The sequence below is a fragment of the Massilia agilis genome (assembly GCF_024756255.1).
In the GTDB taxonomy this organism is placed as follows: Bacteria; Pseudomonadota; Gammaproteobacteria; order Burkholderiales; family Burkholderiaceae_D; genus Telluria; species Telluria agilis.
Genome location: NZ_JANUHB010000002.1, coordinates 994,382 through 1,016,778, shown reverse-complemented (window position 1 = coordinate 1,016,778; position 22,397 = coordinate 994,382). Strand labels below are relative to the sequence as shown.

Sequence of the window (22,397 nt, the reverse complement as noted above, 5' to 3'; positions counted from 1 at the left end):
CTATGACCTTATTGCAATCCTGCTCTCCCAGCTATGCCTACAAGGAGAAAGCCGTGCCTGAAACCGTACAACTCAGCGCCCGCCTAGGCGAGCTGTTTTCGAAAACGAAGCTAGTGTGCTTCGGCCGTTATGCATTGGAAGTGCCACAGGAAGCTCAACTTATATGGGGGGGCGCCTCATTCCCGTCCAAGGTCGAATTTTTCTCCGGGGGGCTGAATGCCGTCAAACTCCGCGTCGAGGATGATGTAGCTAAGCTAAAGCGCGAAAACAGAACCGCTGAGATTACATATAGCCAGCCAGGGCCGATAGCGAACAGTTGGCAAATTCGCTATTACGAAAGTCGCAATGCGAAGATCGAAGGATTGCATTTTTTTAATACGTATGTAAATAAGGGGGAGCTAACGTTTCTTCTAAGCGGTTCTGTCGAAGACGGCGAGACTGAGGACGTCGCGGCTTCTCGGGAAGCGCTGCGAGCCAACGGCTTACGCCTGCGGGCGCTGGATGAAATTCCCGCTGAGCCGGGATATTGCATAGAACACGGTTTCTTCACCAGTAACCAATATGCAGACCAAGAAATTGTAAACGTCGGGCTGTTTTTGCCGAGTTTTCCGGATGTAAGCTTTTCGTTGAGCTCCAATAAGAACGCCTATGGTGATTATTCTCCTGAGGAATTTGAGAAGAATGAACGATCCGAACTATCCCTTCTCGCCCGTATCCAGCAGGCGAAAGACGAGCAAGGTGCTCACTACCCTAAGCGCACGGTCTTGCGTGAAGGGAAGCGCGACGTTCAGCACTGGCACGGCGAGGAATCGATGATTAAACGTACGGACGGTACCCATGATTTCGAATGGGCGCTGGTCGGGAAGCCGAGAGACGTCGCCAACCCCGCTGAGTTCGGTGCCCAACTGTACACAAAAGTAGAACACAACATTGTTGGCGCTGCGAAGGCGGCATCGCTCAGCGACGACGAAGCAGTGGCGCTTTGGGACAAGCTTCTCTCGGGATTGAAATTTCGAGTCAAGGTGCCAGGGGCTCCGCCCGGTTCCTACTATTTTCCGAAGGCGAGTCAGCCGGACGGGGGCGGAAGATGAAGCACCAAGGCCGAGGTGTTATTCGCCTGAGCGACAAGACAGACCACGGAGGTGAGGTGATCAGTGTTTCCTCTGGAACGATCGTAATGGGAAAAGCGGCAGCTCAACGAGATGACATGACCCATTGCCCGGCGTGCAAAGGAAATTTTGCTATCAAACCAGATGGCGCCGGCGCGAAGCATGAAGGAAAACCCTACGCCTACGACGGCGATGTCACGGAGTGCGGTGCCAAGCTGATCAGCTCCGTAACCTGATCAGCACTGGCTTCTTTCTGGCGCCGTCAGAGGCTGTTGCCCCAATTACCACAAAAGCATCAAGTTCTCGACGTACATCGCGGGTGAGAACGCTTATGGTCGAACGACAAAGGGTTTCTTCTACCCGATATCAAACGAAAAGGCCGTCGCCGTACTACGACACTTCGAAAGCATTACCTCCGCAGCCAGGAAAGGCGCCCGAAGCATCCGCACCAGAAAGAGTTTAAGCTTACCAAAGACTATGACGCAATCGAGAACAACTGTGCGACGACGACTCTTGCAGGCGCCAAGTTGGCATTACCTGGCCTAGATGTAGACGCGGCGCAATAACCTCGGTCGGGGGATGTCTGACCCGGAGCGGACAGCAGCCAAGATGCGCAGCTTTGGATGGCCATCTCACATTTTTATGCCCGCAGACGTGCAGGCGATGCTTGAAAACAATACGAAGATTGCGCCTAAAACCATTAACACTTATGGGAACGCCCGGAGATGAGAAGCAGGCTCGGTTATTTAATCGTTGCTGTTCTGGCTGGTGCGGCCGGGTTCATTCTGTCTGACTTGGGAGTATTGAGCATGACAACCAAAACCGCTTATTTGACTAAGGAACCTCTCCTTATCGCTGGAGAACAGGGTTATAACTCGCTTCTTCCGGCAGGTACGGTTCTGTATTATGACCGCGCATGGCCGGAGGGGCATCAGACGTATCACGTCTACTTTCACTTTAAAGGCGACATGAAGGTGGAAGCTGCGGACGCAAATATGGTCTCGCCACTATGGCTACGGACTGTCGAGCCAGAGGAGTTGCCGAAGTTGCTTAACGACTATCCAGTCTCCAAAGACGAGCTTGTCCAAATTCTCAAGGCCAGAAAGATTACCAAAGCCGAACTTGTCCAGATTGTGCGAGACTGGCCAGATGAGTAAATCAGTTCCGCTACAACCGCGCTAGTCTCATTACGATCGATTCTATATGCCTTCGCGAATCATTACCGTTGGTGACGCGACTGACCACGGTGGAACCGTCATTAGCGGATCGCCTAACCATTCTGTGCGAGGACGTCTCGTCGCGCGTTTAGGTGACCAAGTGGATTGCCCTCAGTCTTATCCCGGGGGAAAGCCCCACGGGGTGAATAAGATTGTTACGGCTAGCGCTACGCTAACGGCCGATGGTGTCCCGGTCGCAATCGAGGGTTGCACGACCGAGTGTGGTTGTAGGCTAATTGGGAGCCTTCCCGCTACGGTGGGTTGACGGGGCTGCTCTCGGAAAGCTTTAGTTAAGGCTGAGCTTGACTGAGTCCACGCCAGCGTTTGTCTTGCAGAGGTAGGGCGTTTTGAGCTGCGTTGAGCCAACCGCGAGACGGCTTCGAGCAGAAGAACTGGTCCCCCCGACTGGAATCGAACCAGTATCCCACGCTTAGGAGGCATGTGCACTATCCATTGTGCTACGGGGAGGACGCGAGCGGCCGCGTGGCGCGGCGCGCGGGGCAGGGCGGGCCTGCGGTTCGGCGAGCGGACGCTGCGTGGCAGCCCGGGATCGTGAACTGCCGCAATTATAGCCGAGGGGCCGGCACAATGGAAAATGCGCGGGTCAGCCCCGCTGGATGCACTGGTTATTGTTCTCCGAGCACAGGATTTCGACCACCATCCGCTTGCCGCAACCGGATACGCCAACCGAATACTGGGCGCGCACATAGCCGCTAAACGCCAGCGGCTGCAGCTCCTGCCGGTGGATTACCTGCCCCGTCGCTTGCGGGCAATCCAGCTGGAACTGGCCACGGCGCTCGGCCGCGGCCACGGCTTGCGGCTCCATCCTGTCGACAAAGGGCGGCCCGGAGGCGCAGCCGCTGGCCAGGAGGACAGGCACGAGCCCCAAAAGCAATCGCTGGTTCATGATGGCCTCGCTCGGTGAACTTCAGCAGTGTGGCCCGCGCGCGGCCCGGCCGCAATCGGCCCTTGGTCCCATCGCGGTTCGTCCGGCGGCTTGACTACCGGTACAATGCTGCTTCTTTGGTTTTCCAGCCGCGCGATCGCGCCTTGTACACGTTATGGCAGTCATCTCCCTCAGTTCCGCCCAGCTCGCTTTTGGCCACGTCGCGCTGCTCGACCACGCCGATTTTTCGCTCGAAGCGGGCGAACGCGTCGGCCTCATCGGCCGCAATGGCACCGGCAAGTCCTCGCTCCTGAAGATCCTGTCGGGCCGGTCCAAACTCGACGATGGCCTGCTGGTCATGCAGCAAGGTATCAAGATCGCGTATGTGGAGCAGGAGCCGGTGTTCAACCCGGACGACACCGTGTTCGACGCGGTGGCGGCCGGCATGGGCGAACAGCAGGCGATGCTGGCCGAGTACGAGTCGCTGACCGGCCAGTTCGGCCAGGGCAACGACGAGGCGCTGATGGAGCGCATGCACGTGCTGCAAGCCCGGTTGGACGCGACCGACGCCTGGAACCTCACCAACAAGGTCGATACCACGCTCGACCGCCTGGGCCTGGCGCGCGATGCGAAGATGGGCACGCTGTCGGGCGGCATGCAAAAGCGCGTCGCGCTGGCCGTGGCGCTGGTCTCCGCGCCGGACGTGCTGCTGCTGGACGAGCCGACCAACCACCTCGACTTCACGTCGATCAAGTGGCTGGAGGCACTGCTGCGCGATTTCCGCGGCTCGGTACTGTTTATCACCCACGACCGCAGCTTCCTCGATAACGTGGCAACCCGCATCATCGAGCTCGATCGCGGCAAGCTGCTTTCGTTCCCGGGCAATTTCTCCAAGTACCAGGAGCGCAAGCGCGAGCTGCTGGCGGTCGAGGAAGTGGAAAACGCCAAGTTCGACAAGTTCCTGGCACAGGAGGAGGTGTGGATCCGCAAGGGCGTGGAGGCGCGCCGCACCCGCAACGAAGGGCGCGTGCGCCGGCTCGAGGCGCTGCGCGAACAGCGCGTGGCGCGCCGCGACCAGCAGGGCCAGGTGCGGCTGGACGTGGCTGCCGGCGAGCGCTCCGGCAAGATCGTGGCGGAGCTGGAAAACGTCTCCAAGTCGTTTGGCGACAAGATCATCATCAAGAATTTCAGCACTACGATCCTGCGCGGCGACAAGGTGGGCCTGATCGGGCCGAACGGCGCGGGCAAGACCACGCTCCTGAAGATCATCCTGGGCGAGGAGCCGGCCGACAGCGGCAAGGTACAGCTGGGCACGCGCCTGAACGTGGCCTACTTCGACCAGATGCGCGCCCAGCTCAATGAAGAGGCGTCGCTGGCGGACACGATTTCGCCGGGCAGCGACTGGGTCGAGATCAACGGCCAGAAGAAGCATGTGATGAGCTACCTGGGCGACTTCCTGTTCGCGCCCGAGCGCGCGCGCTCGCCGGTCAAGTCGCTGTCCGGCGGCGAGCGCAACCGCCTGTTGCTGGCGCGCCTGTTCGCCAAACCGGCCAACTGCCTGGTGCTGGACGAGCCGACCAACGACCTGGACATCGACACGCTCGAGCTGCTGGAAGAACTGCTGGAGGACTACACCGGCACCGTGTTCCTCGTCAGCCACGACCGTACCTTCCTCGATAACGTGGTCACGCAGGTGATCGTGGCCGAAGGGCAGGGCGTGTGGCGCGAGTACGTGGGCGGCTACAGCGATTGGGAGCGCGTGCGCAGCGAAGCGCCTGCTGCCGCATCGGCGCCAAAACAGAACCAGCCCAAGCCGACCGAGGCGCCGCAGGCGGCCCAGGGCGCGCCAGGAAAGAAGGTCAAGCTCAGCTACAAGGAGCAGCGCGAGCTGGAAGAGTTGCCGCAGCTGATCGCCAGCCTGGAGGACGAGCAATCGGCCATCACCGCGCAGCTGAACGGGCCGGACTTCTACAAGACCAATCCGGCCGACGCCAAGCGCATGACGGCCCGCTACGCCGAAATCGAGGAACAGCTGCTCGAGGCGCTCGAGCGCTGGGAGCAGATCGAGGCACGCGCGCGCGGCGCGGGCTAAAACCTGTAACCCGACCACCGTCGTCCCGGCGAAAGCCGGGACGCATGCTCAGTCCCCGTCACGTTAGCTCCGCTAAACGACCCGTTGGGAGCTGCCAGCCTTCTCACCCCGGCCCATCTGGCCAGCGCATCTCCCGCTCCGGCCATACCCCCATGCCACGCGCAACCCGCCGCAGCTCGGCCACGGCGCCGCGCGCGCGGTTGCTGATGTCGGTCGAGGCCGCATCCGCGATCTTGCGCGTCTTCACACCCGCGCTGTAGGCCTTGTCCCGGATCAGCGCGCGCCGGCGCCGGCCCTGGACCGGGTCGAGCAGGTACATCGCCAGCGCACCCAGCGCAAACGCGCCAAGCACGTAGCCCGCCCCCGATGCGGGACGCTCGGTGTAGTAGCGGTTCATCTGGTCTCCTTCCATCGCGCCGGGGCGCCTGTCCCGGTTCAGACAAGCCATGCCGCCGATGGTTTCGCGCCACTACTCTTTCCCATCGAAAACCCCCTCCCAAAGCGGACTCGACTAAAAGCAGGCTTATGTCATTTAGCGCACAGAACGTGCGCGGCAGGCGCGTAAAGTTGAGTTGAGCGAGGCACCGGCCCGGCGGCTGTGCCGTCAGGACGGTTCCATCAAGACAGTTCGACTGCCCCTGGAGAGACATGACCGAGCACGACGACACGAGGTTCGCTACCGGCCCCGGACCGGCTCCAGTCGACGCTCCCATGCTCAGCCGGGCTGCGTGGGTGCGCATCCTGCCGTTCCTGGCCTACGTTGGCTTCATCTTTGCCGGTGACATGCTGGAACGGCTGGGCTACGCGCCTGACCGGCTGCGCTGGCTGTACCCGGCCAAGGTGGCGGTCGTGGCGCTGCTGCTGGCTGTGTTCTGGCGGCATTACGCGGAACTCAGGCATGCCAGCCTTAGTCCGAAGGGGGCGCTGGTGGCAGTGGCGACGGGTGCGCTGGTGCTGGTGTTGTGGATCAACCTGGATGCCGGCTGGATGATCGTCGGCTCGCCCGAGGGCTACGACCCGCGCGTGGATGGCCGCATCGACTGGCTGCTGGCAGCGGTGCGCATCGCCGGGGCGGCGCTGGTGGTGCCGGTCATGGAGGAATTGTTCTGGCGTTCGTTCCTGATGCGGTGGATCGCAGCCCCGGACTTCCAGTCCGTTGATCCATCACAACTGGGGCTGAAGAGCTTCGTTATCACAAGCGTCCTGTTCGGCTTTGAGCACAACCTGTGGTTGGCGGGAATTGTCGCCGGCCTCGCCTACGGCTGGCTCTACCAGCGGCAGCGCACGCTGTGGTCGCCGATCGCCGCCCACGCGGTGACGAACGGCATGCTCGGCATGTGGGTAGTGGCGACCGGTAACTGGTCGTTCTGGTGATTTTTTCAGCTAATGAGATTCGATAAGACAAATAACATGTTGCCTCTCCGTCCCTTGGCGCTCTTCGTCGGCGCCCTGTTTGCCGCCCCGGTCCTGGCCGGGCCACTTGATGCATGGCATCTGTACGCCGGGGTCGGCTACGGCCATGACGACAACCTGCTGCGCGTGCCCGACAATGCGCCTGCGTTCGACAACACGCGTGGCGACTCGTGGTGGCAGGGCGATGCGGGCTTTCTGTTCGATAACACCTACAGCCGGCAGCGCATCACTGCCGTCGCCAAGTTGTCGGACGTGCGCTTTTCGCACTTCAAACAGCTGAATTACCAGGGCAAGGACCTGGCGGCAACGTGGTACTGGCAGCTTGGCAACCACCTGTCCGGGCAGGCCGGCAGCACCTACACCAAGGTGCTGGCGCCGTACACCGACTTCTACACCAACCAACGCAACCTGCGCGTGCAAAAGCGCAATTTCGTCGACGGCGCGTGGAGCTTCCATCCCAGCTGGCGCGCGCGCGCCGCATTCTCACGCGAGAAGTGGAGCTACGAGCTCACCAGCCAGCTGTTTAACAACCGCACCGAAGACACGACCGAGCTGGAGGGCGACTACGTGCCGGCCAACGGCAACACGGTCGGCCTGGTGCTGCGCAAGATCAAGGGACGCTACCCGTATGGCCGCCCGGTCGGCTTTTTCATCGTCAACAACGATTTCACCCAGGACGAGATCAAGGCACGCCTGAACTGGATCATCACTGGCTCGACCACCGTGCAGGCCCTGGCCGGCTACGCCAAGCGCGACCAGCCCTCGTTCGGCAGCGGCACCACCAAGGGCGCCAACGGCCGCATCACGCTGTTATACACGCCGCGCGGCAAGATCGGCTACAACGCCGCCATCTGGCGCGACTTTGCCCCGCTGGAGAGCACGCTGGTGGCCTACACCCTCAACAAGGGCGGCAGCGTGGGCGCGATCTGGGACGCCACCGCCAAGCTCAAGGTGGAGGGCAGCGCCGTGTACGAGCACCGCCAGTACGACCCGCGCCAGGGCGTGGTGGCGCCATCGGACATCAGCGACTCGCTGCGCACCGCCACCGTGCGCGCGACCTGGACGGTGCGGCCGGCGGTGCAGGTGGCGGCGGCCTTCGTGCACCAGTCGCGCAGCGGCTCGATCGCGCTCGGGACCGGCAGCTACACCTCGAACATGATCACGCTGAACGCGAGCGCGCAGTTCTGAGGATGACACCCGGACGACGAACATGACGGTCAACGACATCCCGATCATTTCGTTCTTCCAGCGCGTGCTCGACCCGCTGATCATCATGGGCTCGCTGTACCTGTGCTCGCTGCTGTTCGGCGAGCCGTTCTCGGGCTATTCGCTGGTGCTGATGATCCTGGCCTTCTTCATCTCGTCGGCGGTGTACCAGCACATCGACCCCTACCGCACCTGGCGCAGCGGCCGCATGCTGGCCTATGCGCGCGACACCATCTTCGGCTGGTGTGTGACGATCGCGGTGCTGTGGTTCCTGGGCTCGTCCAGCGGCCTGAAGTACTACTACGACGAGCGCGTGGTCGGCACCTGGATGGTGGCGGTGCCGCTGATCCTGCTCACCAGCCACATCGCCGTGCGCCGCGCCGGTTCGCCCGACAAGAGCAATGAGGTCAGGAGCGTGCTGGTGGTGGGCGCCAACGACCTGGGCCTGCGCTTTGCACGCGTGTGCGACGAGCACCCGAACCTGTTCATGCAGGTGCACGGCTTCTTCGACGACCGCGGCGACGAGCGCCACCCGCCCAAACTCACCCACCCCATGCTGGGCAAGATGGGCGACATCGTCGCCTACGTGCGCCAGCACAACATCAAGATGATTTTCATCAGCCAGCCGATCTCGGCCCAGCCGCGCATCCGCAAGCTGATCGACGAACTGCAAGACACCACCGCCTCGGTCTATTTTTTGCCGGACGTGTACATCTTCGACCTGATGCAGGCGCGCTTCGATACCGTCGGCGGCATGCCGGTGATCGCGATCTGCGAGACGCCGTTCATGGGCCTGAACAGCATGGTCAAGCGCGGCAGCGACATCGTGCTCGCGTCCATCATCCTGTTGCTGCTGGCGCCGCTGATGCTGGCGGTCGCGCTGGCGGTGCGGGTGACGTCGCCCGGTCCGGTGATCTTCCGCCAGCGCCGCTATGGCCTGTATGGCGAGGAAATCATCGTCTACAAGTTCCGCTCGATGACGGTGGCTGAGGATGGCGACAAGGTGGTGCAGGCCCGCCGCGGCGACCAGCGCGTGACGCCGATCGGGGCCTTCCTGCGCCGCACCTCGCTCGACGAACTGCCGCAATTCATCAACGTGCTGCAGGGACGGATGAGCATTGTCGGCCCGCGCCCGCACGCGGTCGCGCACAACGAGCAATACCGCAAGCTGATCAAGGGATACATGCTGCGCCACAAGGTCAAGCCGGGCATCACCGGCTGGGCCCAGGTCAACGGCCTGCGCGGCGAAACCGCAACGCTCGACCGTATGGAGGCGCGCATCCAGTACGACCTGGACTACCTGCGCAATTGGTCGGTGTGGCTGGACCTGTGGATCATTCTGAAGACGGTCAAGGTGGTGTTGACGCGTGAAAACGCTTTCTGAGTTTGATGGCTGAGTTGCCGGCTTAAGTCCGGCTTAAAGGGGGCGCGCACGATTGGATTATCGGTTGCAGAGCACTCCACGCTGCGTAGAATTTTGTTGAGTTTGCAATATTTAAAGGCAGGCTCCGGCGCACTTTCCCGGGCCCAACAAGGATCGAGAACATGAAGAAAGCGTTGATCACCGGGGTGACCGGGCAGGACGGTTCCTACCTCGCCGAGTTGTTGCTGGAGAAGGGCTACGAGGTCCACGGCATCAAGCGCCGCGCCTCGCTGTTCAACACGGACCGCATCGACCACATCTACCAGTCGCCGCAGGCCGCGGACAAGAACTTCTTCCTCCACTACGGCGACCTGAGCGACACCTCCAACCTCACCCGCATCATCCAGCAGGTGCAGCCGGACGAGGTGTACAACCTGGGCGCGATGAGCCACGTGGCGGTGTCGTTCGAGTCGCCCGAGTACACCGCCGACGTCGATGCGCTGGGCACGCTGCGCTTGCTGGAGGCGATCCGCTTCCTGGGCCTGGAAAAGAAGACGCGCTTCTACCAGGCCTCCACCTCCGAGCTGTATGGCCTGGTGCAGGAGACGCCGCAGCGCGAGAACACGCCGTTCTATCCGAGGAGCCCGTACGCGGTGGCCAAGCTGTACGCGTACTGGATCACGGTGAATTACCGCGAGGCCTACGGCATGTATGCCTGCAACGGCATCCTGTTCAACCACGAATCCCCGCGGCGCGGCGAGACCTTTGTCACGCGCAAGATCACGCGGGCGCTGGCCAACATCGCGCAAGGCCTGGAGCAGCAGCTATTCCTCGGCAACCTGGATGCGCTGCGCGACTGGGGCCATGCCAAGGACTACGTGCACATGCAGTGGCTGATGCTGCAGCAGGACGCGCCCGAAGACTTCGTAATCGCCACCGGGCGCCAGTATTCGGTGCGCCATTTCGTCGAGGTTGCCGCGCGCGAGCTGGGCATCGAGCTCGCCTGGCAGGGGAGCTGCGTCAACGAACGTGGCGTTATCGCGTCCGTCAAGGGGGATAAAGCGCCAGGGGTTGCGGTAGGGCAACCGATCGTCGCGGTCGATCCCCAATACTTCCGCCCAACGGAGGTCGAGACGCTGCTGGGGGACCCCGGCAAGGCGCAGCGCCGCCTGGGCTGGGAGCCGCGCATCAGTTTCGAGGCGATGGTGCAGGAGATGGTGCAGTGCGACCTGGACACGGCGCGCCGCCACAAGCTGCTCAAGTCGCATGGTTACGACGTTGCAATTTCTCTGGAGTGAAGTGTTGAATACCTCACAGCCCCGCATCTACGTCGCCGGCCACAAGGGGCTGGTCGGCGCAGCCATCGTGCGCGCGCTCGCCGCGCGCGGCCACACCAACATCGTCACCCGCACCCACGCCCAGCTCGAGCTGACCGACCAGGCCCAGGTGCGCGAGTTCTTCCGCTCCGAGCGCATCGACCAGGTGTACCTGGCCGCGGCCAAGGTGGGCGGCATCCACGCCAACAACACCTACCCGGCCGAGTTCATCTACGACAACATGATGGTGCAGGCCAACGTGGTGCACGAGGCCTGGCGCGCCGGCGTGCACAAGTTGCTGTTTCTCGGTTCCTCCTGCATCTACCCGCGGCTGGCGCCGCAGCCGATCCGCGAGGAATACCTGATGAGCGGCATGCTCGAGCCGACCAACGAGCCCTACGCGATGGCCAAGATCGCCGGCATCAAGCTGTGCGAGAGCTACAACCGCCAGTACGGCACCGACTACCGCAGCGTGATGCCGACCAACCTGTACGGGCCCGGCGACAACTACCACCCCGAGAACAGCCACGTGATCCCGGCCCTGATGCGGCGCTTCCACGAAGCCATGGAAGAGGACGCGCCCGAGGTGGTGATCTGGGGCAGCGGCAAGCCGATGCGCGAATTCCTGTTTGTGGACGACATGGCGGCCGCCTGCGTGCACGTGATGAACCTGGACCACGGCACCTATGCCGCCTGCACCGACCCGATGCACTCGCACATCAACGTGGGCACGGGCGAGGACGTCACCATCGCCGAGCTGGCCCGGCTGGTGGGCCAGACGGTCGGCTACCGCGGGCGCATCGTGTTCGATACCAGCAAGCCGGACGGCACGCCACGCAAGCTGCTGGACGTGTCCAAGCTCAGGGCGCTCGGCTGGCAGGCCAGCACGCCCTTGCCGGAAGGATTGCGCCGCACCTACGCCGCGTTCCAGGCCTTGCAGGGCGGATTCGAAGCGGACTCATCAACGTTAGTTCACGAACAGAGGCTCAATCGCGCCAATCCCAGAATGATGAATGTGTCCCGACCCAACAGCGCGGCCTGATTGGGCCCGCACCGTCCGAGGAAAAAATCTTGAACAACAACACCCTGTCCACCATGAACAACACGTCCAAATCCACCCACAAGCGCGCCGCGTGCACGGCGCTGGTGCTGCTGGCGGCGCTGCTGGCCGGCTGCGGCGACAAGGCCAAGGAATCCAAGCCCGGGCAGGCGCTCGCGCGCGTGGACGGCAACGAAATCACGGTGCTGCAGCTGAACGAGGAGCTGGCGCGCGCCGGGGTGCCGGCCAGCCAGCAGCAGGCCGCCAGCAAGCAGTTGCTGCAGGCGCTGATCGACCGCCAGCTGCTGGAAAACGAGGCGGCCAAGGAAAAGCTGGACCGCGACCCCAAGGTGATGCAAGCGATCGACCGCGCGCGCGCCCTGATCATCGCCCAGGCCTACATGGCCAAGAAGGTCGGCGGCACCCAGCGCCCGAACAGCACCGAGGTCGAGGAGTACTTCAACAAGCATCCCGAGTTCTTCACCAACCGCAAGCGCTTTGACATGAACGAGCTGGTGATTCCGGCCGCCAGCCTCACGCCGGACCTGCGCAAGGCGGCCGACGGCGCCAAGTCGCTCGAGGAGGTGGCGGTGTGGCTGGACGCGCACAAGGTCAAGTACGCGCGCAGCCAGGTGTCGCGCACCAGCAGCGACCTGCCGCCGCAGGTGTCGCAGAAGCTGCTCTCGCTGCCCAAGGGCCAGATCTTCGTGGTCAACGAGGGCGACCGCGCGATGCTGATCTCGATCGCCGACGTCAAGGACGCACCGGTGACGCTGGACGTGGCCGGCCCACAGATCGAGCAGGCGCTGGCGGGCGAGAAGAACAAGGCGCTGGCCGCCGCCGAGATCAAGCGGCTGCGCACCAACGCCAAGATCGAATACCTGAACAAGGACCTGGCGATGGACCCGAACGCCCCGGCCGCCAACCCGGCGCAGGCGGTGGCCGGCACCGCGCAGGCGGCGCCGGCGCCTGGCGCAGCGGCGCCGGCTGCGCCGGCCGCCGGCCAGGCCGGGGTGGACAAGGCTGCGCTCGACCGTGGCGTGGCCGGACTGAAGTGATGGCAGTGATTTGAAACCGAACGAGAGGGAGTGAACATGAAACGAATGGTGCGATGGATGATGGCGGCCGTGCTGGCCACGGCGGCGGGCCTGGGTGTGGCCGCCGAGGTGCTGCTGGGGCCGGGCGACGTGGTCAAGATGTCGGTGTACGGCAGCCCTGACATGTCGGTCGAGACCCGGGTGTCCGAAACCGGCGCGATGACCGTGCCCTTGCTGGGCCCAGTGAAGGTGGGCGGCCTGTCGGTGGCCGCGGCCGAGAAAAAGATCGGCGACGCGCTGGAGAAGGGCGGCTATCTCAAGAAGGCCCAGGTCAATCTCCTGATCACCACGCTCACCAGCAACCAGGTGTCGGTGCTGGGCCAGGTCAACCGCCCGGGCCGCTATCCGGTCGAGGGCAAGCGCAAGGTGCTCGACCTGCTGGCGCTGGCCGGCGGCATTGCGGTGGATGGCGGCGACACCGTGGACCTGGTGCGCACCCGCGACGGCAAGACCACCCGCGAGACCATCGACATCGTGGACATGGTGCGCAAGGGCGAGCTGGACCGCGACTATGAAGTGACCGGCGGCGACGTGATCTACGTGCAGCGCGCCCCGCGTGCCTACGTGATGGGCGAGGTGCAGCGTCCGGGCGCGTTCCGTGTCGAACGCGGCATGACCGTGCAGCAGGCGGTGTCGGCCGGCGGCGGCCTGACCGCGCGCGGCAGCAGCAACGGCTGGCGCATCACCCGGCGCGACCCCAGCGGCCAGGTGCAGACCATCGACGTCAAGGCCAGCGACCTGGTGCAGACCGATGACGTGATCACGGTGCGCGAGAGCTGGTTCTGACCGTTTTCTGAATCCCCCGATAAAGGAAGCGTGCCATGAACGTCCGTCAATTCTTGCTGATCCTGTACGCCAGGAAAAAGATCATCCTGTGGACCCTGCTTGCCACGGTCGCGCTGGCCCTTGGCTGGAGCCTGATCCAGCCGAAGACCTACAAGGCCACGGCCTCGGTCCTGCTCAACTACAAGGGGATCGACCCGCTGACCGGGATGGCCGTGCCGAGCCAGCTGATGCCCGGCTACATGGCCACCCAGATCGACATCATCGGCAGCAAGAACGTGGCGCGGCACGTGGTCGATGCGCTGCACCTGGCCCAAAGCCCGGCCGTGGTGCAGCAGTTCAACGACGCCACCAACGGCAAGGGCGACGTGCGCGACTGGCTGGCCGACCTGCTGCTGCGCAAGCTCGACATCGTGCCCGCCCGCGAGTCGTCGGTGGTGGAGGTCAGCTTCAAGGGCAGCGACCCGGCGTTCGCGGCGGCCGTGGCCAACGCTTTTGCCGAGGAATACCAGAAGCTGACGGTGCAGCTCAAGACCGAGCCGATGAAGAAGACCTCGTCCTACTTCAACGAGCAGACCAAGCAGCTGCGCGACAACCTCGAGGCGGCCCAGGCGCGCCTGTCCAAGTACCAGCAGGAAAAGGGCATCGTCAGCCTGGACATGAACCGGGTGGACGTGGAGCTGCAACGCCTGAACGACCTGTCGGCGCAGCTGGTGGCGGCGCAGGCCGCCGCGATGGAGGCCAACTCGCGCGAGCACGTGGCCGGCGCCGGCGCCAACTCGCCCGATGTCGCCAACAACGCGCTGGTGCAGAACCTGCGCGTGGGCCTGGCCAGTGCCGAGGGCAAGCTGGCCGACACCTCGGCCCGCTACGGGCGTAACCACCCGCAATACCAGGCCGCGCGCGCCGAGGTGGACAAGCTGCGCGCCGAGCTCAACACCGCGATGGGCAACGTCACCAAAAGCGTGGGCAACAACGCGGCCGTGCTGCGCCAGCGCGAAGCCGACCTGAAGAACGCGGTGGCCGCCCAGAAAACCCGCGTGCTGGAACTGAACCGCGCACGTGACGAGCTCGGCGTGCTGCTCAAGGACCTGGACTCGGCCCAGCGCGCGTTCGACGCCGCCAGCCAGCGCTTCTCGCAGACCCGCATCGAGGCCCAGTCCGAGCAGTCCGACGTGGCGATCCTGAACCCGGCGGTGGCGCCGGTGGACCCGTCCGGCCCGCGCGTGCTGCTCAACACGCTGGTGTCGATCATGCTGGGCACCATCCTCGGCGTGGGGCTGGCGATGCTGCTCGAGCTGCTCAACCGGCCGATCCGCTCCAGCTCCGACCTGAAAGACATGCTGGGCATTCCCGTGCTCGGCACCATCGAATGGAAGCCCGGGCGCGGCCAGGGAGGGCGGCTGGCCGCCCTGATGGCGCCGCGCCGCCTGCTGCGCCTGAACTAACCAAAGGGATACGACCATGAACTCACCCGTGCTGTCGGCGCTGTCGGCCGACCATTCCGCCGCTGAATCGCGCATGGGCGCGTTGCTGCTCGATTCTGGCAAGCTGACTCCCGAGAATGCCGAGCGCGTGCTGCGCACCCAGAAGGAGCTCGGCCTGCGCTTCGGCGAGGCGGCCGTGCGCCTCGGGCTGGTTTCCGAGGACGACATCCAGCAGGCGCTGGCGCGCCAGTTCGCCTATCCGTATTTGCAGAAAGGGCAGGCCAACCTGTCGCCGCGGCTGGTGGCGGCCTACGAGCCGTTCGCGCCCCAGGTCGAGTCGCTGCGCGCGGTGCGCAGCCAGCTGATGCTGCGCTGGTTCGCGCGCGGGCGGCGCGCGCTGGCCATCGTCGGCATGGACGAGGACGACGGCGCCAGCCTGTTCGCGTCCAACCTGGCGGTGGTGTTCTCGCAGCTGGGCGAGCAGACCCTGCTGGTGGACGCCAACCTGCGCGGCCCGCAGCAGCAGGAAGCCTTCGGCCTGAAGCCGCGCCAGGGCCTGTCCGACCTGCTGGCCGGGCGCGCCGACCTGGACGTGATCGCGCGCATCCCGGCCTTCGTCGACCTGTCGGTCATGCCGTCCGGCACGCTGCCGCCCAACCCGCAGGAGCTGCTCGCGCGCGAAGCCTTCCGCAACCTCAACACCCAGCTCGAAAGCCGCTACGACGTGGTGCTGTACGACCTGCCGCCGTTCGCGCGCGGCGCCGACGCGCTGGCGGTGGCCGGGCGCGCCGGCGGCGTGCTGCTGGTGGCGCGCAAGCACCGCACCCGGGTCGCCGCGATCACCCGCGCGGTCGAGCAGCTGGTGGACGCCGGCGCCGAGGTGCTCGGCTCGGTGGTGGTGGAGTTCTGAATGAACGTTCAGGTGCGCCCCCGCATGCCGCAGGCGAGCGCCGCGCGCGCCGTGCTGCCCGAGTGGTGGCCGGTGTTCGCCGGGCTGGCGATCCTGTTCGTGCCCACTTTCTACGACCTGTTCACCGGCGCCTGGATCGGCGAGGAGCAGGGCCACGGCCCGATCATCTTTGGCCTGGCGCTGTGGCTCATCTGGCGCAAGTGGCCAGAGGTGCTCGCTGCCACCACCCCGCCGCGCGCGAGCTGGGCCGGCTGGCCGGTGCTGGCCATCGGCTTGCTGGCGCACCTCCTGGGGCGCTCGCAGCACATTTTGATGCTCGAGATCGGCTCGATCATCGCCGTGATGGCCGCGGTGCTGCTGATCAAGCGCGGCGCGCGCGCGCTGGCCGTGCTGTGGTTCCCGTTCTTCTTCATGATCTTCATGGTGCCGCTGCCCAGCGAATTCGTGGCCGCCGTCACGCTGCCGATGAAGATGGCGGTGTCGTGGGCCACCGAGCACCTGCTGTTCGCGGCCGGCTACCCGATCAGCCGCACCGGGGTGATCCTGCAGATCGGCCAGTACCAGCTGCTGGTGGCCGACGCCTGCGCCGGCCTGCAAACCCTGCTCACGCTGGAGGCGCTCGGGCTGTTCTACCTGAACTTCATGCGCCACCCCTCGGCCTTCCGCAACATCGGCCTGGCGCTGTTCATCATCCCGATCTCGTTTTCGGCCAACGTGATCCGCGTCATCGCGCTCACGCTGATCACCTACTATTTCGGCGATGCCGCAGGGCAGGGCTTCCTGCACGGCTTTGCCGGCATGGTGCTGTTCCTGACCGCGCTCACGCTGATCCTGTCGGTCGACTCAAGCCTGCAGTGGTACCTGCGGCGGCGCGACGCTGCGCTCGCGCGCGACAAGGTGCCGGCATGAACCGCCGCTTCGTTGCCAGCTGCGTGCTCGGCGCCGCCATGGCGCTGACCTCGGCCCTGACCGGGGCGCTCACGCCGACCGTCCACGTGGCCAGCGCCGCCGAGCAATTCAGCCTGGAGGCGATGGTGCCCAAGCGCTTTGGCGGCTGGAGCGTGGACGACAGCATGGTGCCGCTCAAACCGAACCCCGAGCAGCAGACCGTGCTCGAGAAAATCTACGACCAGACCCTGGCGCGCACCTACGTGAACGCCGAGGGCCAGCGCGTGATGCTGTCGATAGCCTACGGCGGCGACCAGAGCAAGGCGCTGCAGCTGCACCTGCCCGAGGTGTGCTATGTGGCCCAGGGCTTCCAGATGGTCAAGGAGCAAAGCGGCACGCTGCCCACCCGCTTCGGCCCGCTGCCGGTCAAGCGCCTGGTGGCGCGCCAGGACCAGCGCAACGAGCCGATCACCTACTGGGTCACGATCGGCGACAAGGCGGTCCTGTCGGGCATCGAGCAAAAGCTGCAGCGGCTCGCCTACGGCCTGTCCGGCAAGATCCCGGACGGCATGCTGGTGCGCGTGTCCACCATCCAGCCCGGCGACACCGAGGCTTACAAGGTGCAGGACCGCTTCGTCAACGACATGCTCGACGCCATGGCCGCGCGCGACCGGGCGCGCCTGCTGGGCGCGAGCGGCAAACAGGGCTGAACATGAACCTGGACACGCTCCTGATCGCGATCTACACCTCGCTGCCGTTCATCATCGTCGTGCTGATCGCGCTCCTGATGGTGGTGGGCATCGGAGTAGGCGTGGTGCAGCCGCGCTTCCTGGCCTACCCCTACCTGCTGGTGTTCTTTACCATGAATTCCACCAGCTACGGCAGCATCATCACCAGCCCGGTCATGTCCAGCGTGTACGTGCGCGGTTCCGGTGTGCTGGTGTTCCCGCTGGTGTTCTACTACGTGCTGGGCGCCTGGTGCTGCGCGCGCGTGTCGGCAGGCTACCAGGGCTGGCGCGAGCCGCCGTGCAACCTCAAGCCCTGGTTCTGGGGCTGGTTCTTGCTGCTGGTGGCGCACGCCACCGCCGCCGTGTTCTCGGGCGTGAAGGTGGTGGACGCGCTGTCGGTGGCCGGCTTTTCCAACGTCGTGTGGATGGGACCGCTCGTGGCGCTGCTGCTGCTGTCGTTCCGCACCCCGGAGCAGACGCGCGAGCTGGGCGACTTCATCGTGCTGGTCGGGCTGGCGCGCGCGCTGTTCGGGCTGGTGCGCTGGGCCGCGTTCGGTGGCGACCCCAACAACGTGTACGCCAACATGAACGAGGTGCCGATCAAGCTCACCTTCTTCGACATCAACGACAGCCTGGTCTGCACGCTGGCGTTCGCGGTGGCGGCGGTGCGCCTGGGCCAGGCCGGGCGCCTGCGCCAGTCGCAGTTCTGGTTTGCCGTCCAGTGGGCCACCGTGTGCGCCACCGCGCTGTGCGTAATGCTGGCGATGCGCCGCTCCGGCTGGCTCGGTTTTGCGCTGGCGGCGGCGGTGGTGATGATGCGTTTTCCGCGCGAGCGGCGGCTCAAGGTGGCCGTGTTCGTCGGCCCGCTGCTCGGCGCCGGCTTGCTGTACGCCGCTTCCAAGCGGCTCGGCCAGACCAAGGGCGCGCACGGCGTGGTCTCGCGCCTGCTGTACGACATGCAATCGGGCCGCACCGGCGCCGAGAGCGAGCGCGTGCTCGAGCTCAAGCTGGCGCTGGCCGACTTCGTGTCCAAGCCGTTCACCGGCATCGGCGCCTGGGGGCGCTACACTGGGTACGAGCGCATCGGCTGGCAGAACAATGCCGACGGCGGTACGTTTGTCCACAGCGGGGTGCTGCACATCGCCCTCAAGACCGGGCTGCCCGGGCTGGTGCTGCTGGCCGGGCTGGTCACGGCCTTCATCGTGTTCGCGCGCCGCGCATTGAAGAGCCTGCCGCCCGAGCACCTGCCGCTGGCCACTGCCGGCGTCGCCGGGATCGCCTTCCTGATTCCCGAAATGCTGATCGGCACCCCGATCCCGCAGGTGCGCGGCACCCAGATGATTGCGATCTGCCTGGCGCTGCCTTACCTGGCGGCGGGCGTGTTCCAGCCGGCCGCGCCCGTGCCGGCACCGAGCGGGCGGCGCCTCAGGCTGGTGCCCGCATGAAGCTGGACCTGGCGAAGAACGCGCTGTCCAACCTGGCCGGCGCCGTGATTCCCGCGGCGGTGGCGCTGCTCACGGTGCCGCTGGTGGTCAAGGGACTGGGCGATGCCGGCTACGGCCTGTACTCGCTGGTCACCGCCATCGTCGGCTATTTCGCGGTGCTCGACATCAACGTGACGGCCGGCTCGGTCAAGTACATCGCGCAGTACAACGCCAGCGCCGAGCGCGAGCGCATCAGCGAGACCATCACCTTCGGCGTGCTGGTGTACGCGGCGCTGGGCCTGGCCGGCGCGCTGGCGCTGTATTTCGGCGCCGAAGCCTTCGTCACCCGGCTGTACGCGGTGCCGCCCGCGCTGCACGAGGAAGCCGTGACCACGCTCAAGGTGGCCGCGCTCGGTTTTTTCATCACCCAGCTCGACAACTACCTGGGCAGCGTGCCGCAGGCGCTGATGCGCTTTGACATCTCGAGCCGCTTCGAGGTGCTGTTCGGGATCCTGGTGCCGCTCTCCACCGTGGTGGTGCTGATGTTCGGCTATGGCCTGGTGGAAGTGATCCTGGTGCGCGTGGCCGCCAGCGCGCTCAATTGCCTGATGCTGTGGCAGGCGATCGGCAACCTGGTGCCGGACCTGACGTGGCGCATGCCCACCGCGCGCCTGAAGCGCGAGCTGCTCGGCTTTTCCGCCTACTCCTTCTTCTCGCGCTTTGCCACGCTCACCTATGCCCACGCCGACAAGATGATCGTCGGCGCGCTCGCCGGCGTGGCGCCGCTGGCCTGGTACACGGTGGCCGCCACGCTGGCCAACCGCATCCTGAGCCTGACTTACCGGCTGGCCGGCGTGTTCTTCCCGGCCGCCAGCAGCCTGGCCGCGCGCGGCGAGCACGAGCGCCTGAACCGCATCTACCTCAAGGCCAACCGCTACATCGTGTTCATCAACGCCTCGGTGCTGGTGCTGGTGGCGGTGTTCGCCCAGCCGATCCTGTTGTACTGGATGAACGCCGACTTTGCCCGCAATGGCGCGCTGGTGCTGCAACTGATCGCGCTGTCGCAGTTCATCGATTCGCTCACCAACCTGCCCACCCTGGTCAACGACGGCATGGGCCACCCGCGCATCTCCGGCATGTTTGCGCTGGCGCGTGCGGTGCTGGGCACGCTGCTGGTCTGGCTGGGCGTGACGCGCTTTGGCATCGACGGCGCGGCCTGGGGCCACCTGGTCACCTCCGCCGTGCTCAGTGCCGGCCTCCTGGTGGTGGTGCACGGGCGCACCGTGCCCAGCCGCCTGTCCGACCTGCTCAGGCACGCCTACCTGCCCAGCCTGTTCGGCGTGGGCCTGGTGGCGCTGGCCGCCTTGCTGCTGCGCCCGCTGGCGCGGCCGGGCGTGCTTGACCTGGTGTTGCTCGTGCTGCTCACCGGCGTGCTGCTGGCCGCCGGCGGCGCGCTGTTTGTCCTCGACCGGAACGACAAGGCGCTGGCCCTGTCCAAGCTGAGAAGCTTGCTGTCGAGAGGCCAGCGTGAACATCCTGATGGTCAGCGAGGACTTGCCGGGGGAGCGGATCGGCGGACTGGGCCAGCACGTCGTGACCCTGGCCAATGCACTGCTCGAACTGGGACACACGGTGGACATCATGGGCCGGAGTGACCGCCACGGCCCGGGCAGCGCCGCGCAAATCGGCTTTCGCGGCCGCGTGCTGCCCGGCTTTGCGTTCCGCCGTCCCGGCTGGAAAGAAGCGCAGCTCGGGTTTTTCAACCCGCTCAAGCGGCCGTGGTTCGCGCACCGCATCGCGCGCGCCATCGAGCGCGTGGCAGGGGGCTACGACGTGGTGCATTACCACGGCCACCTGCCCATGACCGGGCGCTACCTGCCCGGCACCTTGAACTTCGTGCAGACCCGCCACGACCAGGGCAGCGAATGCCTGATCGCGTTGCGCTTCAAGGACGGCCAGCCGTGCGCGGCGCTCGATGCGCGCGAGTGCGCCGGCTGCATCCATCCCGGCCCCGGCCCGCTGCGGCGTGCCTTGTCCGGCCGCGCTGTGCGGCGTTACCGCATGGAGACGGCCGAGGCCTTTGCGCGCCACAAGACCATTTTCGTGTCCCATTTCCTGCGCCGCGCCTTCCTGCGCGCGGTGCCCGGCGCCGACCTGTCGCGCGCCTGCGTGATCCACAACTTCGTCAGCTATCCCTATTTGAAGGCGCGCGCCGTGCCGGCAGGGCAGGTGCGACGCGGCGAAGTGCTGCTGGCCGGGCGCATCGACGCCGGCAAGGGCTTTGGCGAATTCCTGGCCTGGCTCGACGGCCACCTGCCGGCCGGCAGTCGCGTCGCCATCGTCGGCGACGGGCCGCTCAAGGCCGGCCTGGAACAGCGCCACGCCGGGCCGGCCATCCGCTTTCTTGGCTGGCGGCCGTACGACGAGGTGGTTCGCCGCGCCGCCCGCGCCCACCTGTGCGTGGTGCCGTCGGTGTGGGAGGAGCCCTGCGGCACCACCGTCATCGAGGCGCTCGCGCTGGGCAAGCCGTGCCTGGCGCTGGCGCGTGGCGGCACGCCCGAACTGGCGGCCTGCGCCTGCTACCCGGGCCAGTTGCAGCTGGCCGCCACCATGCCCGAACTGGTCGCGCACCTGGTCGGGCAGCTTGCGCGCGCGCCGCATACGGCGCCGCTTCCCGACCAATTCCCGATGGACGTGTACCAAACCATCCCGAAAATACTGGAGTGCTATGCCGGCTAAGCCCAAATTCACCATCGTCACCTGCACCTGGAACAGCGCCGCCACGCTGGCCGACACCCTCGCTTCGGTGCAGCGCCAGACCTGCCAGGATGTCGAACATATCTTCGTGGACGGCGGCTCGACCGACGCCACGCTCGACATGATCGCCGCCTATCCCGGCAACAAGCGCGTGCTGCGCGACGTCGGCGGCGGCATCAGCCGCGCCATGAACCAGGGCATCGAGGCCGCGCGCGGCGAGGTGGTCGCGCACCTGCACTCGGACGACTACTACGCCAGCGATGACGTGCTGGCCACCGTGGCCGAGCGCTTCGAGCGCGAGCAGGTCGATTGGGTGTTCGGCAAGGTGCAGGTGCTGCGCGACGGCGAGCTGGTGCCGCCGTACCCGATGCCGCCGTACAGCTACCGCTCGTTCGCCGCCGGCCGCGCCTGGGTGGCGCACCCGGCCGTGTTCGTGCGCCGCGAGGCCTTCCGCCGGGTCGGCATGTTCGACGAGAACCTCAAGTACGCGATGGACGTGGACCTGTGGTTGCGGCTGGGCAGGGTGGCGCGCCCGGCGGCGATCGACCGCGCGCTCACGGTGTTCCGCGACCATGCCGGCAGCGTGTCGTCCGCCAACAAGATCAAGGCGCGCCAGGAAGAGTTCCGGGTGCGCCGCCGCTACCTGCGCCACGCGCCGCTGGCTTTCGGCATCTACTGCCTGCGCTACATGAAACGCATGCGCGAGCTGCAACGCGACGCCAAGTGTTAAATATCCGTTCAT

Annotated in this window: 22 protein-coding genes and 1 tRNA gene; 20 read left to right on the top strand and 3 right to left on the bottom strand. The window is 65.5% G+C overall.

The window, feature by feature from the left end; all coding sequences use genetic code 11:
- The first annotated feature begins 53 nt into the window (after window positions 1-53).
- From NX774_RS11560 to NX774_RS11545, 4 genes are all read left to right on the top strand, one after another.
- Window positions 54-1,091, top strand: coding sequence for a T6SS immunity protein Tli4 family protein (locus NX774_RS11560; RefSeq protein WP_258822322.1), 1,038 nt, complete (start codon window positions 54-56; stop codon window positions 1,089-1,091).
- Window positions 1,088-1,345: a PAAR domain-containing protein gene (locus NX774_RS11555; protein WP_258822321.1), complete on the top strand. Its 258-nt coding sequence runs from the start codon at window positions 1,088-1,090 to the stop codon at window positions 1,343-1,345. Before NX774_RS11560 ends, NX774_RS11555 begins: the two co-directional genes overlap by 4 nt.
- A 489-nt stretch (window positions 1,346-1,834) precedes the next feature.
- Window positions 1,835-2,266 carry a hypothetical protein gene (locus tag NX774_RS11550; protein ID WP_258822320.1) on the top strand — a complete coding sequence of 144 codons (432 nt, stop codon included), beginning with the start codon at window positions 1,835-1,837 and terminating at the stop codon, window positions 2,264-2,266.
- A 46-nt stretch (window positions 2,267-2,312) separates the two neighbouring features.
- Complete coding sequence (locus tag NX774_RS11545; RefSeq protein WP_258822319.1) at window positions 2,313-2,591, top strand: PAAR domain-containing protein; 279 nt, start codon at window positions 2,313-2,315, stop codon at window positions 2,589-2,591.
- Between the two features lie 128 nt (window positions 2,592-2,719).
- Here the strand turns inward: NX774_RS11545 and NX774_RS11540 are convergent.
- A tRNA-Arg gene (locus NX774_RS11540) sits at window positions 2,720-2,794 on the bottom strand.
- 136 nt (window positions 2,795-2,930) lie between these two features.
- Window positions 2,931-3,233, bottom strand: a complete 303-nt coding sequence (locus NX774_RS11535; protein WP_258822318.1) for a hypothetical protein — start codon at window positions 3,231-3,233, stop codon at window positions 2,931-2,933.
- Window positions 3,234-3,387: 154 nt separating this feature from the next.
- On the opposite strand from NX774_RS11535, the gene NX774_RS11530 reads away from it, so the two are divergent.
- Window positions 3,388-5,304: an ATP-binding cassette domain-containing protein gene (locus NX774_RS11530; protein WP_258822317.1), complete on the top strand. Its 1,917-nt coding sequence runs from the start codon at window positions 3,388-3,390 to the stop codon at window positions 5,302-5,304.
- 103 nt (window positions 5,305-5,407) lie between these two features.
- Here the strand turns inward: NX774_RS11530 and NX774_RS11525 are convergent, their stop codons facing one another.
- A complete protein-coding gene (locus NX774_RS11525; RefSeq protein ID WP_258822316.1) occupies window positions 5,408-5,701 on the bottom strand; it encodes a hypothetical protein in 294 nt (97 codons plus the stop codon).
- A gap of 251 nt (window positions 5,702-5,952) precedes the next feature.
- Here NX774_RS11525 and NX774_RS11520 point away from each other — a divergent pair, with 251 nt between their 5' ends.
- From NX774_RS11520 to NX774_RS11450, 15 genes are all read left to right on the top strand, one after another.
- Window positions 5,953-6,678, top strand: a complete 726-nt coding sequence (locus tag NX774_RS11520; RefSeq protein WP_258822315.1) for a CAAX prenyl protease-related protein — start codon at window positions 5,953-5,955, stop codon at window positions 6,676-6,678.
- A gap of 36 nt (window positions 6,679-6,714) precedes the next feature.
- Complete coding sequence (epsL, locus tag NX774_RS11515) at window positions 6,715-7,905, top strand: XrtB/PEP-CTERM-associated polysaccharide biosynthesis outer membrane protein EpsL (RefSeq protein WP_258822314.1); 1,191 nt, start codon at window positions 6,715-6,717, stop codon at window positions 7,903-7,905.
- Window positions 7,906-7,927: 22 nt separating this feature from the next.
- Window positions 7,928-9,307: an undecaprenyl-phosphate glucose phosphotransferase gene (locus NX774_RS11510; RefSeq protein WP_258822313.1), complete on the top strand. Its 1,380-nt coding sequence runs from the start codon at window positions 7,928-7,930 to the stop codon at window positions 9,305-9,307.
- Between the two features lie 161 nt (window positions 9,308-9,468).
- The gene (gmd, locus tag NX774_RS11505; protein ID WP_258822312.1) at window positions 9,469-10,584 is read left to right on the top strand and encodes a GDP-mannose 4,6-dehydratase; all 1,116 of its coding nucleotides are present in this window, start codon (window positions 9,469-9,471) and stop codon (window positions 10,582-10,584) included.
- Complete coding sequence (gene fcl / locus NX774_RS11500; RefSeq protein WP_258822311.1) at window positions 10,553-11,644, top strand: GDP-L-fucose synthase; 1,092 nt, start codon at window positions 10,553-10,555, stop codon at window positions 11,642-11,644. The genes gmd and fcl overlap by 32 nt, the downstream gene beginning before the upstream one ends.
- 29 nt (window positions 11,645-11,673) lie before the next feature.
- Window positions 11,674-12,699 carry an EpsD family peptidyl-prolyl cis-trans isomerase gene (locus NX774_RS11495; protein ID WP_307731187.1) on the top strand — a complete coding sequence of 342 codons (1,026 nt, stop codon included), beginning with the start codon at window positions 11,674-11,676 and terminating at the stop codon, window positions 12,697-12,699.
- Window positions 12,700-12,735: 36 nt separating this feature from the next.
- The gene (epsE, locus tag NX774_RS11490; protein WP_258822310.1) at window positions 12,736-13,524 is read left to right on the top strand and encodes a polysaccharide export protein EpsE; all 789 of its coding nucleotides are present in this window, start codon (window positions 12,736-12,738) and stop codon (window positions 13,522-13,524) included.
- Window positions 13,525-13,559: 35 nt separating this feature from the next.
- A complete protein-coding gene (gene epsF, locus NX774_RS11485; protein WP_258822309.1) occupies window positions 13,560-14,969 on the top strand; it encodes a chain length determinant protein EpsF in 1,410 nt (469 codons plus the stop codon).
- Between the two features lie 16 nt (window positions 14,970-14,985).
- Window positions 14,986-15,858: a chain length determinant protein tyrosine kinase EpsG gene (gene epsG, locus NX774_RS11480; RefSeq protein WP_258822308.1), complete on the top strand. Its 873-nt coding sequence runs from the start codon at window positions 14,986-14,988 to the stop codon at window positions 15,856-15,858.
- Complete coding sequence (gene xrtB / locus NX774_RS11475; RefSeq protein WP_258822307.1) at window positions 15,859-16,767, top strand: exosortase B; 909 nt, start codon at window positions 15,859-15,861, stop codon at window positions 16,765-16,767. It abuts the gene before it with no gap.
- Complete coding sequence (gene epsI, locus NX774_RS11470) at window positions 16,764-17,456, top strand: exosortase-associated protein EpsI, B-type (RefSeq protein WP_258822306.1); 693 nt, start codon at window positions 16,764-16,766, stop codon at window positions 17,454-17,456. Before xrtB ends, epsI begins: the two co-directional genes overlap by 4 nt.
- A 2-nt stretch (window positions 17,457-17,458) precedes the next feature.
- Entirely contained in the window at window positions 17,459-18,919 is a 1,461-nt protein-coding gene (locus NX774_RS11465) for an O-antigen ligase family protein (RefSeq protein ID WP_258822305.1), read from the top strand.
- Complete coding sequence (locus NX774_RS11460; protein WP_258822304.1) at window positions 18,916-20,553, top strand: flippase; 1,638 nt, start codon at window positions 18,916-18,918, stop codon at window positions 20,551-20,553. The genes NX774_RS11465 and NX774_RS11460 overlap by 4 nt, the downstream gene beginning before the upstream one ends.
- Window positions 20,438-21,637, top strand: a complete 1,200-nt coding sequence (locus NX774_RS11455; protein WP_258822744.1) for a glycosyltransferase family 4 protein — start codon at window positions 20,438-20,440, stop codon at window positions 21,635-21,637. Before NX774_RS11460 ends, NX774_RS11455 begins: the two co-directional genes overlap by 116 nt.
- Entirely contained in the window at window positions 21,627-22,385 is a 759-nt protein-coding gene (locus NX774_RS11450) for a glycosyltransferase family 2 protein (RefSeq protein WP_258822303.1), read from the top strand. Before NX774_RS11455 ends, NX774_RS11450 begins: the two co-directional genes overlap by 11 nt.
- The last annotated feature ends 12 nt before the right edge of the window (window positions 22,386-22,397 follow it).